The sequence below is a fragment of the Maribrevibacterium harenarium genome, from assembly GCF_006385675.1.
Classification (GTDB): domain Bacteria; phylum Pseudomonadota; class Gammaproteobacteria; order Pseudomonadales; family Marinomonadaceae; genus Marinomonas; species Marinomonas harenarium.
Genome location: NZ_VFRR01000037.1, coordinates 23,009 through 34,748 on the forward strand (window position 1 = coordinate 23,009; position 11,740 = coordinate 34,748).

General features: G+C 47.4%; 13 protein-coding genes, 1 tRNA gene and 1 pseudogene. 4 read left to right on the top strand and 11 right to left on the bottom strand.

All coding sequences use genetic code 11. The features are described from left to right. Positions 1-12 precede the first annotated feature (12 nt). Positions 13-882: an MBL fold metallo-hydrolase gene (locus FJM67_RS13845; RefSeq protein WP_140590397.1), complete on the top strand. Its 870-nt coding sequence runs from the start codon at positions 13-15 to the stop codon at positions 880-882. 23 nt (positions 883-905) lie between these two features. Further along, positions 906-2,618, top strand: coding sequence for a SulP family inorganic anion transporter (locus FJM67_RS13850; RefSeq protein WP_140590399.1), 1,713 nt, complete (start codon positions 906-908; stop codon positions 2,616-2,618). Positions 2,619-2,676: 58 nt separating this feature from the next. Here FJM67_RS13850 and FJM67_RS13855 read toward each other — a convergent pair whose 3' ends face one another. The 5 genes from FJM67_RS13855 to ihfB form a co-directional block, all read right to left on the bottom strand. Then, a complete protein-coding gene (locus FJM67_RS13855) occupies positions 2,677-2,985 on the bottom strand; it encodes a ComEA family DNA-binding protein (protein ID WP_140590401.1) in 309 nt (102 codons plus the stop codon). A gap of 127 nt (positions 2,986-3,112) precedes the next feature. Beyond that, entirely contained in the window at positions 3,113-3,823 is a 711-nt protein-coding gene (gene pyrF / locus FJM67_RS13860) for an orotidine-5'-phosphate decarboxylase (protein WP_140590404.1), read from the bottom strand. Positions 3,824-3,856: 33 nt separating this feature from the next. Then, positions 3,857-5,032 carry a lipopolysaccharide assembly protein LapB gene (gene lapB / locus FJM67_RS13865; RefSeq protein WP_140590407.1) on the bottom strand — a complete coding sequence of 392 codons (1,176 nt, stop codon included), beginning with the start codon at positions 5,030-5,032 and terminating at the stop codon, positions 3,857-3,859. A gap of 3 nt (positions 5,033-5,035) precedes the next feature. Then, on the bottom strand, positions 5,036-5,356 hold the full coding sequence (locus tag FJM67_RS13870; protein ID WP_140590410.1) for a LapA family protein: 321 nt from the start codon (positions 5,354-5,356) through the stop codon (positions 5,036-5,038). 71 nt (positions 5,357-5,427) lie between these two features. Continuing rightward, positions 5,428-5,751: an integration host factor subunit beta gene (ihfB, locus tag FJM67_RS13875; protein ID WP_268888271.1), complete on the bottom strand. Its 324-nt coding sequence runs from the start codon at positions 5,749-5,751 to the stop codon at positions 5,428-5,430. Between the two features lie 199 nt (positions 5,752-5,950). Here ihfB and ppa point away from each other — a divergent pair, with 199 nt between their 5' ends. Further along, positions 5,951-6,481 carry an inorganic diphosphatase gene (ppa, locus tag FJM67_RS13880; protein WP_140590416.1) on the top strand — a complete coding sequence of 177 codons (531 nt, stop codon included), beginning with the start codon at positions 5,951-5,953 and terminating at the stop codon, positions 6,479-6,481. Positions 6,482-6,550: 69 nt separating this feature from the next. Here the strand turns inward: ppa and trxB are convergent, their stop codons facing one another. From trxB to FJM67_RS13910, 6 genes are all read right to left on the bottom strand, one after another. Beyond that, positions 6,551-7,504, bottom strand: a complete 954-nt coding sequence (trxB, locus tag FJM67_RS13885; protein ID WP_140590419.1) for a thioredoxin-disulfide reductase — start codon at positions 7,502-7,504, stop codon at positions 6,551-6,553. 148 nt (positions 7,505-7,652) lie between these two features. Beyond that, positions 7,653-8,405 (bottom strand): HesA/MoeB/ThiF family protein, encoded by a 753-nt coding sequence (locus tag FJM67_RS13890; protein WP_140590422.1) that lies wholly within the window; start codon positions 8,403-8,405, stop codon positions 7,653-7,655. Between the two features lie 69 nt (positions 8,406-8,474). After that, positions 8,475-8,981, bottom strand: a complete 507-nt coding sequence (locus FJM67_RS13895) for a chemotaxis protein CheW (RefSeq protein ID WP_140590424.1) — start codon at positions 8,979-8,981, stop codon at positions 8,475-8,477. Positions 8,982-9,080: 99 nt separating this feature from the next. After that, positions 9,081-9,947, bottom strand: coding sequence for a Tim44 domain-containing protein (locus FJM67_RS13900; protein ID WP_140590427.1), 867 nt, complete (start codon positions 9,945-9,947; stop codon positions 9,081-9,083). A 13-nt stretch (positions 9,948-9,960) separates the two neighbouring features. Then, on the bottom strand, positions 9,961-10,971 hold the full coding sequence (locus tag FJM67_RS13905) for a tryptophan--tRNA ligase (RefSeq protein ID WP_140590430.1): 1,011 nt from the start codon (positions 10,969-10,971) through the stop codon (positions 9,961-9,963). Between the two features lie 167 nt (positions 10,972-11,138). After that, positions 11,139-11,214: transfer RNA gene (locus tag FJM67_RS13910), tRNA-Ala, on the bottom strand. Between the two features lie 226 nt (positions 11,215-11,440). Here FJM67_RS13910 and FJM67_RS13915 point away from each other — a divergent pair. Next, positions 11,441-11,740, top strand: a pseudogene (locus FJM67_RS13915) (hypothetical protein); the annotation flags it as partial.

The window sequence follows — 11,740 nt, forward strand, 5'->3', positions numbered from 1 at the left end:
TGAGGTTAAGCCATGAGCACACAACCAAACGTTAAAGCCTTCTTCGATGAAGCCACTTTCACCGTTTCCTATGTGGTTACCGACCCCGCAACCAAGCAGTGTGCGATTGTTGACTCGGTACTGGACTACGACCACGCCTCCGGCCGTACTAGCACTAAATCCGCTGATGAGGTGATTAGTTATATCCAATCACAAGATTTAAGCGTTGCTTGGATTCTAGAGACCCATGTTCACGCTGACCACTTATCAGCAGCACCCTACCTACGCAACAAAGTCGGCGGCAAGATCGTGATTGGTGATCATATTACCACTGTGCAAAATACCTTCGGCAAATTGCTTAACGCCGAGCCGGAATTCGCCCGTGATGGTTCACAGTTCGATATGTTGGTAAAAGAAGACGATCAATTGCCTTTGGGTGAGACAGCTATCCAAGTGCTGCACACTCCGGGGCACACTCCAGCTTGCGTCACCTATGTGATTGGTGATGCCTGTTTTGTCGGTGACACCATGTTTATGCCGGACTACGGTACAGCACGCTGCGACTTCCCGGGTGGCGATGCGGCTACTTTATATCGCTCGATTCAGAAGATTTTTGCTCTACCTGATGACACTCGCCTGTTTATGTGTCACGACTACAAAGCCCCTGGTCGCGATGAATATCAGTGGGAAACCACTGTCGCGGAACAAAAAGCCAACAACGTACACATTCATACAGGGATCAGCGAAGCAGAATTCTGTGCCATGCGCACCACCAAGGATGCCACTCTTGCGATGCCCCGTTTGATTTGGCCGTCAGTGCAAGTGAATATGCGCGCTGGTAATTTGCCCCCCGCAGAAGCAAATGGTACACGCTACATCAAAACCCCTATTGATTTAGTGTAATCAGCGTTAGTTAAGGAGCGCCTATGAACCGACTGGAGCGAATCATTCCTGCTATTACGTGGCTGAAGGAATACAATCGCCACGATATGCAGACCGATATGATGGCTAGCATTATCGTTACTATCATGCTGATTCCTCAGAGCCTCGCCTATGCCATGCTCGCCGGTTTACCACCAGCAGTCGGTTTATATGCCAGCATCCTGCCGTTAATCGCTTACGCCCTGTTCGGCTCTAGCCGCACCTTAGCAGTGGGCCCTGTCGCAGTGGTATCTATGATGACCGGCACGGCAGCATTGCAATTTGCTGCCCCCGGCACACCAGAATACCTCACGGTTACCATCATGTTGGCAGCCATATCCGGCATTTTTTTGGTGTTGATGGGACTCCTGAAGCTCGGCTTTCTCGCCAGCCTACTTAGCCACCCGGTGATCTCGGGCTTTATTAGCGCCTCTGCCATTTTGATTGCACTGGGACAGATGAAACATATCTTGGGTGTTTCTGCTTCAGGGCATAACCTGATCGAAATGGGGGAAACGCTACTTCATAACCTGGAGAATACGAATCTTGCCACCTTGGTACTCGGCATCACCGCCATGGTTGCTTTGGTCGTGTTACGCAAACATTTAGCAAACTGGTTAATTAAGCTCGGTTTGACCAAGCCGCAGGCACAGCTCGCCTCAAAGGCTGGTCCAGTGATGGTGGTGGTGGTTAGTACCCTAAGCGTGGCCTTATTTGGTCTAGACAGCATTGGTGTAAAAGTAGTCGGCGCTGTCCCCGGCGGCTTTCCTCCACTTGCCTTACCCACAATGGACTTCGAGCTGGCTACCTCATTGTTGCCCGCTGCAGTGCTGATTAGTATTGTGGGGTTTGTTGAATCCGTATCAGTGGCCCAGTCTTTTGCTGCGAAGCGTAGACAGAAAATAGATCCAAACCAAGAATTAGTGGGCTTAGGTGCTGCCAACCTAAGTTCCGCATTCAGTGGCGGTTTTCCAGTAACAGGAGGCTTTTCACGGTCTGTGGTCAGTTTTGATGCGGGTGCTAAGACACCCATGACAGGGGTATTTACCGCGGTATTAATCTTACTAACTTTGAGTTTTTTGACTGGCGCGTTCTACTTCCTCCCTAAAGCAGTATTGGCGGCCACTATCATTGTGGCCGTAGTTCAGCTTATCGACTTCAAGACGATTGTTCATACCTGGCACTATTCAAAGCAAGATTCCGCGGCCTTGCTAGCTACCTTGGTCACTGTATTGTTTGTCGGTGTAGAGGCTGGAATTATTACCGGTGTAAGCCTGTCGCTAGTCTTGTTCCTATGGCACACCAGTCGCCCACATATTGCTGTAGTTGGCCGAGTTCCCGGTACAGAACATTTTCGCAATGTTGAGCGGTTTGAAGTCGAAACCCAACCCAATATTCTCACAGTACGCATCGACGAGAGCCTCTATTTCGTCAATGCTCGCGTATTGGAAGATCGAATTAACTCACTGGTGGCAGAACGCAAAGAAATCACCGACGTGATACTGATGTGTACAGCAGTCAATATGATCGACGCCAGCGCCCTAGAAAGCCTTGAGACCATCGCAGATCGGTTACATTCAGTCGGTATAAAACTACACCTCTCTGAAGTAAAAGGGCCTGTAATGGACAAACTGAAAGGCTCTGCACTGATCGCCCACCTAACGGGGCAGATTTTTTTAACCCAGCACCAAGCGATTGACACACTCACCCACAAATAAACTTTCTGCCCTGCCCGGCAGATGTGGCTATCCAGGGCACGCCTGGATAGCCATTTTTTTACTCCACTGTCGCCACGGTATCGCCATTCGGCTGAACTACGCGTAAAACTTCACGGTTTTTCTCTACTGTCGCGGCACCAATGCCTTTGACGGCTGTTAGCTCCTCTAGGGTTTGAAATGGGCCATGCTGATCGCGATAAGCAACGATGGCTTCCGCTTTAACTAGGCCAATTCCCGACATCACGACGGAAAGCTCTTCCGCAGTTGCCGAGTTAATATCCAAAGGAGTAGCAGCAAGAGAAAAGGTTGAGAATAATGCGACGATAGAAGTAAGCCCAATGAGGGCAAAACGGCGGAAAAAAGCCATAACAATCTCCTTTTGTTGTTGCAGTTGGCGTCATGCCAAGTTTTCGAATTGACCATCAAGGTCACAGATAAATTAGACCAACCTACCCAGTAGTGCAAGTCCCTACGGGGTAGGTTATTGACCAAGATTAAACTAACTGAACCCCTAGTTCACGATTCACCGTTTCGAGCACCGCAATCGGTTCAGCGGCTTGTGTAATTGGACGTCCCATCACTAAATAATGACTACCAGCGCTCATCGCCTCAGTCGGAGTCATGATACGCTTCTGATCACCCACATCAGAGCCAGCCGGGCGAATACCAGGAGTAACGAGCACAAAATCTTTACCCAATGCTGCTGATAACATGGTTGCTTCTTGAGCTGAGCAAACCACTCCATGCATGCCAGAAGAATGTGCCAAGCGCGCGAGGCGCATCACCTGCTCTTGCGGCGGGATATCTAAGCCGATCTCCGCTAGGTCACTCTGATCCATACTAGTCAGCACAGTCACTGCAATAAGCAAGGTGTTATGATCATTGATGCTAGCCAAAGCATTTGCCGAAGCTTCCATCATGCGCCGACCACCACTGGCGTGCACATTGACCATCCAAACACCCTGACGGGCAGCTACTTCAACCGCTTTAGCGACCGTATTGGGGATATCATGAAATTTCAGGTCCAGAAATACATCAAAACCTAGCTTATGTAATCCATCTAAAATAGCCGGGCCTGCGGTGGTAAATAGCTCTTTGCCTACTTTGACACGACACAGAGTTGGATCAAGTCGTTGCGCCATAGCAAGAGCTGCGTCTAGGGTTGGGTAGTCTAAAGCAACAACAATGGGGGATTGACAGGTCATTAACAGTCCTCAAGAGGGGTTAGTGCAATATAATTACTCACCTTCTAGACCGTGGATTGGCTTAACACTACCCCAGCTTTTGCAAGATGGACATTGCCAATGCAGCTGGTGACCAGCAAAGCCGCATTGCTTACAGCGGTAGCGATGTTTACTTTCGGTGAGTTGCTGGATGAGATTATACAACACATTCAGTTGCTGCTGCGCCCCACGAGCCTCTTCGATTTGCATCTTTATTAACTCTTGAAAGCCCTTGATGGTTGGATGTGTTTTTAACTGCTCAATGACAAACTGTTCTGCTTTCGCTTTGTCGGTTTTAGCATAGATCGCTGCCAACGCACCGATCGTCGTAGCACTAGGATGACGCTGATTTTGCTCTTGCAAAAATTTAACGTACCCAGAGCTACTCCATACTTGTTGATACGCCCGCTCAATGGCAGGAATTACCACTGGCACAAACTCTGGGTCTTGCTCTGCCACATTTTTCAGTACTTTGATGGCATCTCGATGGCGCTTTTGCTGACTGTACACATCGGCCATACCAATACTGCCGCGCACACAATGCTCATCATGCTCAACCGCGTTGCGAAAGTATTGAAATGCTTCTACCCATCTTTCCTCGGCAACAGACGAATCTGCTAATTCACAGTAAAAATGAGCTAAACGCCGGGCAAGTTTAGCTGACGGGTGCTCCCGAGAGAGCTGTTCAGCAATCTTAATCGCCTTATCCCAGCTTTGCTCAAACTCATAGAGATCAATCAACAGGGACAATATTTCTTTATGGTACACGCTCTTACGGACCGCGATCGCCAATAACAAACGCTCAGCACGATCCAGCAGTCCCGCAGACATAAAGTCTTGAGCTAATTCCAGTTGCACTAAGCGAGTATCAGTTTCGGGAAGATCCGGTCGAGCCAGCAAATTTTGATGAATGGAAATGGCTTTTTGAATATCGCCTTTTTTGCGAAACAAAGTACCGAGAGTGAGGTGAATATCGAAGGTCTCGCTACTGACATCGAGAGATTCAATGAAGGCATCAATGGCTTCTGACTGCTGGCCTTTGAGGAGGTGATTCAGGCCACGAAAATAATCTTTAGGTATGTCATTGCTCGTTGTGATGGGTGATGGCGGGCGTGCGCCACGACGACGTCCCATCCACCAACCAATGGCAAGGGCAACAACCAGAACCGCGAATAATCCCAGTTCAGACACAAATTACTCCGTCTTAGCCAACCCGTTGGTTAGGGTTGCTTTACGCAATGAGTCCAATTCCTGTTTCTGAAACTCGACACGCTTAGCCAAGCGTTTCGCACGCTGATTGAGACGCGTCACCACAATAGAACTAGCAAGCAGCGCAACAACCGCCCCACAAGCAAAGGCTAGTAGTTGGTATAACGCAACACTCAGCTCTGGGGTTTGCCAAAATACCAAATCCAATTGAATCAGTTGTGGATTACGGATAGCAAAAAATACACCTACGAGAAGAAAAATGGCAAAAAATGCCAGTGTCAGAATACGCTTGAGCCATTTGAACATATTTAACCTACCAATGGGGGAACCTGCATTCATTATGCCGCTGTAGCAGGTGAATTTCGAGGGATGATGAGCTAATTCAATTCGTTAACATCATCTATATCAGTGTTAACCATCTCACGCAGCTCTTTACCTGGCTTAAAGTGAGGAACGTACTTGGCACTTAGTTCCACAGATTCGCCGGTTTTAGGGTTTCTACCGATACGAGGAGCACGGTAGTGAAGAGAAAAGCTGCCAAAGCCGCGAATCTCAATACGTTCACCATTAGCGAGCGCGTCCGACATATGATCTAGCACGGCCTTCACTGCCTGCTCCACGTCCTTCACTGGCAGATGGGACTGCTGATCAATCAACAATTCTATCAGCTCGGATTTAGTCATTGCCGTCCTCTTGAGTATTCGCCTATATTTTGACCACCTTCTAAGACTAGCGAAATTCAGAAAGAAAGCAATAACTTATCAATGATTTGGCGTATTTTATTTAGTTTATGACGCAGATAAATTACGAATATTTTTGCTCTTAGTGGGGCTTTACTAGCCACCCACACAGGGAGCTTTTATAATATTCCCGACTTTTAAACCAGTGGAAACTAAAACAATGAGCTTCAAAAACATTTCAGCTGGCCGTGATGTGCCAAACGATATCAACGTAATCATCGAAATCCCAGCGCAGGCTAGCCCAGTTAAGTACGAAGTGGATAAAGACATGGATGCTCTCGTGGTAGACCGCTTCATGACTGCACCAATGTTCTATCCAGCGAACTACGGCTATGTAAACAACACTTTGGCTGACGACGGCGACCCGGTTGACGTGTTAGTAATTTCTCCATACCCAGTAGTACCTGGCTCCGTTATTCGCTGCCGTCCAGTTGGCGTGTTAAACATGTCTGATGAAGCGGGTATGGATGCCAAACTAGTTGCTGTGCCACACGAGAAGCTAAGCAAAGAATACGCTCACATCCAAGATGTAAACGATATTCCGCAACTACTACGTGATCAAATAGAACACTTTTTCGAGAACTACAAAAAGCTTGAGAAAGGTAAGTGGGTAAAAGTTGAGGGCTGGGCAAGCGCTGACGAAGCTCGCAAAGCACTTATTGCTGGTGTTGAAGCCTACAACGCCCAGTAATTTAACTACCAATTAGCGTAAAAAAGCCGATCGAGAGATCGGCTTTTTTGTTGGAATTAAGGCAAAACCTTATTCTAAACCATCTAAGTAGCGTTCCGCGTCCAACGCTGCCATACACCCGGTGCCCGCTGACGTAATAGCTTGGCGGTAGATGTGATCACATACGTCACCAGCCGCAAAAACCCCTTCAATACTGGTTTGGGTCGCATTTCCTTGAGTACCAGACTGCACCTTAAGGTAGCCATTTTCCATATCCAATTGTCCAGCAAAGATATCCGTATTTGGCTTATGGCCGATCGCAACAAACAAGCCTGCAACAGCAATTTCTTTGCTTTCGCCGGATTGATTGTTTTTGATGCGAATACCAGTCACACCAGTGGCATCACCCAGAACTTCTTCCAATTCTGAGTGCCATTCGATGCGAACATTGCCATTCGCCGCTTTATCAAGCAATTTGTCAGACAAAATCTTTTCCGAACGGAATTTGTCGCGGCGGTGAATCACCGTAACCGTCTTAGCAATATTGGCAAGGTAAAGTGCTTCTTCTACTGCGGTATTACCGCCACCGATGACAGCAACATCTTGATTACGATAGAAGAAACCATCACAGGTAGCACAAGCGGATACGCCCTGCCCCATGAATTTTTGCTCACTTTCCAAGCCCAAATACTGAGCGCTGGCACCCGTTGCGATAATCAACGCATCACAGGTATAAACACCGCTATCACCTTCTAGGCGGAACGGGCGATTTTGTAGATCCACTTTACCGATTTGGTCAAAAATGATTTCTGTTTCAAAACGCTCAGCATGTTTGCGCATACGCTCCATTAACTCAGGTCCCTGCACTCCTTGGTCATCACCTGGCCAGTTGTCAACTTCAGTAGTAGTGGTAAGCTGCCCCCCCATCTGCATACCAGTAATCATTACCGGATTAAGGTTAGCACGGGCCGCGTATACAGCCGCTGTGTACCCTGCTGGGCCAGATCCCAAAATCATCAATTTAGCGTGTTTCACTTCGCTCATGCCTTGCTCCTATAAAATGGTGTAATGACGACAATCCTATTAAAAAGTCGCCTTTAGTTCGTGGCTCGTAGCTTAGCGGTTTACATTAGTGATGCAAACCCAATCGAATTAATCAGATAAATAAGCATTCTCTATTGGTTTTCAAGCATTAGCTATTCTTTGCACTGCAAAAACGGCAACTAGGGTCTTTAGTTAATCTCATTTCTCGCCAAGTTGCGGTTAGACCATCAAACAGTTTTAGTTGTCCGTGTTTCACTTCCCCAGCACCACTTAGAAGCTTGATTGCCTCAAGTGCCTGAAAGGTGCCTAACATACCTACAACTGGACCAAGGATACCGTTTGTATTGCAGCTGAGTGCCTGGTCAGATAAATCAGGATAAAGGCACTCATAACACGGACTGCTTTGCTGGTCATATCGAAATGTCACCAATTGTCCCTCCCACCGAATAGCCGCCGCCGACACAAGTGGGCTTTTGGCCACTGCGCAAGCGCGATGTAGCAACTGACGACTAGTGAAGTTATCAGTACACTCCAGCACCACATCCGCGGTTGCAAGCAAATCTTCCAAAGGGCACTGTTCCAGCGGTTTGACTAAGGCATCAACAACTAAGCTAGTGTTTCGTGCCATCAAGTTCGCTTTCGCTGCCACTACCTTCAAGTCGCCAACATTTGAATTTTGATAGAGTACCTGACGCGGCAAATTACTACTTTCAATGGTGTCGTGATCGATTAAAGTCAGTTTCCCTACCCCTGCGCTCGCTAAAAATAAAGCGGCGACATTACCTAATCCACCGACACCCACGACCACTACATGAGCATCTTTGAGCGCCAATTGACCTGACACATCAAATTCCGGCAACAACAATTGCCGACTGTAGCGCATCAACTCTTGTTCGTTCACATGCATTTCCTTTTACAAAGCAAAAAGGCCCGCCGAAGCGAGCCATTTTCATTGAAGCAAAGCAATCTATTAGAAAGATTCAATACCAAGCGTATTTTCGGATTCAAACATGCGGTTAAGATCGAGCAAGATAACCAATTCCTGATCTTTTTGGTAAACCCCTTGAATGAACATCAGTGCTGAGTCATTACCCACACTAGGGCTTTGCTCAATCTCTCCTTGGTAGAGATAAAACACTTCCTGCACCGCATCCACTAGCAAACCGATTTGCTCACCATCATGCTCAATAATGATGATGCGGGTTTCGTCAGAGATATCGCTTTCAGGCAAACTAAAACGAACACGAGTATCAACTACCGTCACTACGTTACCGCGTAGGTTTACAATACCCATAACATAGGAAGGCGCCCCCGGGACTGGAGCAATTTCACTGTAACGCAGCACTTCTTTAATCTGCATCACGTTGATTCCGTATGTTTCATCCAACAAGCGGAAGGTTAGGTATTGTAGCAATTCACCTTTCTTGCTCTCTGCAGGCATTTTGCCCGAATCTTTGATTGTCGCGATCTCTGACATGGCATACATCCATTGAAAGTTAACTTATTGACGCAGCTTAGCTGCTTTTTACCAAGGATAGCAAAAAGCAGCCAAGTGGCGCGATAAATTACGTAAAAATTAGTTGTCTTGTTGTATGCCAACTATGATCCATGCCGCTGTTTGGCTAGTCATGTCTTTCTCAAGATGCCAGACTTCATTAGTTTCATCAGTTTGATCCCCTTCTTTGATCCACCCAGTGAAACGTAAAGAAATAGAAGCGGTTGAACCGATGAACTCGCCACGGACTAGCTCGACCATCAAAGAAACAACAGAAGTAGCAGGCAGATCAGTCGCTAACTTGCTACGCTCTGATTGCAGCATTTCAAATAGATCGACGCTGAAGTAATCTTGAACTCGCGCTAAATCGTTATCATCCCAAGCTTTCTGTAGTTTCACATAGTGGTCTTTGGCTTGAGCAACAAACGCTTCTTCATCGAAACCTGGCGGTAATTGAATCGCTGGCTGCCCAAATCCAGAGACACCGGCCATTGGCGATGGCTGTACGGTATCACGGGTTGACTCTGGCATTTCTCGGTAAGCTTGATGACCTGCTGGTTGTTGTTGAGCACGACGTTTTGGTGCAATCACAAACTTGTAGATCAAGAAGCCAACTACGGCGAATAGCAAAATATCGCCAAACGCTAAGCCATCAAATGCACCACTACCCAAAAGTGCTGCAAATAATCCACCTGCCAACAAACCACCTAGTAAACCGCCTCCTAGACCACCTAGGAAACCGCCTTTTTTAGTGGTTTGATTCGCCGCTGTCCCCGCTGCTGCGGTGCCAGACTGAGTGCTATTCGGTGTCGCTTTTTGCGCTGGCACCGAATAACTCTTGCCAAAACTCTTTTTACCGCCGAGTTTCGCTTCAGCGTGGGTCGCATAGCCCCCCAAACCTAGCGCCAACACGAACGCCACTAGTAAGCTGAACACAGATGTTTTCAAGGTCGTACTCCAATTAAGCAAATTTCACCAGGCCGACCGCTTCGCGTAATGCCTCTATAGAAGGCTTCGCACGAGCTCGCGCTTTCGCCGCGCCGGCCTGAAGGATATCTTCAATAAGAGCCGGATTAGACATCAGTTCAAGATACTTTTCTCGCGGCTCAGCTAGTTGACCATTGATAAGTTCAAAAAGTTCCCGCTTCGCTTCGCCCCAGGCAATGCCGTCGAAAAACTTCTGACGCATCTCGGCAGTCTGCTCCGGTGTGGCAAAGGCTTTGTAGATATCAAATACGGTAGAGTTATCTGGATCTTTCGGTTCGCCGGGCTCCAACAGGTTAGTAACGATTTTGTTGATGCCCTTTTTGAGTTTCTTCTCGGTATCAAAAAGAGGAATCGTATTGTTGTAGCTCTTACTCATCTTGCGCCCATCGAGACCCTTCAAAATGGCGCTATCATCTTCAGCAACCACGGCTTCCGGCAAAACAAAATGTTCACGGAAGATGTGATTAAAACGCCCAGCAATATCACGTGCCATTTCAATATGCTGGATTTGATCCCGCCCTACCGGCACTTTGTGTGCATTAAACGCCAAAATATCCGCTGCCATCAGCACCGGGTAGCAAAACAATCCCATGGTAATGCCGAAATCTGGATCCTGACCGTTGTTAACGTTTTCATCCACGCTGGCTTTATAAGCATGGGCACGGTTCATCAAACCTTTCGCTGTCACACAAGTTAACAACCAATTCAGCTCGGAAATCTCAGGAATATCCGATTGACGGTAGAAGGTTACTCGTTCTGGATCTAGCCCACTGGCCAGCCAGGTCGCGGCTATCTCCAAACGAGACTGCTGCACACGTTCTGGGTCGTGACACTTAATAAGGGCGTGATAATCCGCAAGAAAGAAAAATGATTCCGTATCGTCACGCTGACTGGCGGCTATAGCCGGGCGAATGGCACCGACATAGTTGCCTAAATGGGGAGTGCCTGTGGTAGTAATTCCAGTTAATACAATTTCGTTGCCCATGATCCTACTCGCTAACAATAAACCCGCTAAAGGTATCATATTCTTAGCGCACAAAGAACGTCAGAAGGGAGCATCAGATATCAGGACTAGAGGTAACACGGCTTTGGGATTGAAGAAGTAATCTAAACGAAAAAAGCCGCTTAGACATCTAAGCGGCTTTTTAAATTTGGTGGAGATAAGCGGGATCGAACCGCTGACCTCTTGCATGCCATGCAAGCGCTCTCCCAGCTGAGCTATACCCCCAAAGCGATGCGAATTTTATGGAACAACTTTTATTACGTCAAGCATTTTAAAGCACTTTTTTTGGACACATCTATTTTTGTAACAATTCGTATAGATCACACCGGCATTATGCACCGTTACTGCTCTGTTTTGTAACAATTCTGTTGAAAGCGTGACCACATTTTGTTCTCATAAGTGACGCGAAATTGTTTTCATACTTTCTGATTTCTCAGGGACAGGTACATCGATGAGCGAGATGAATGCGGTACTTGACGAATTGATGATGGCGCAGCAGCCGATATTCAACCGCAACAAGGAATTGTTCGGCTACGAATTATTGTTTCGGGACCATAACGAAAACTGCGCGGAATTTGATGATAGCCACCAGGCAACCAGCCAAGTTATCGTCAATTTATGTATCGGCATTACCGAGCTTGAAGCCCAGCTGCGTCAACCGTTCCTAGTTGTATGGAAAAATATTCCATATCGCCGGGCGAACAGTGTTCCCGGCTGTGAGTGCTCCAAGCTTACGCTCGGGCACTTACCC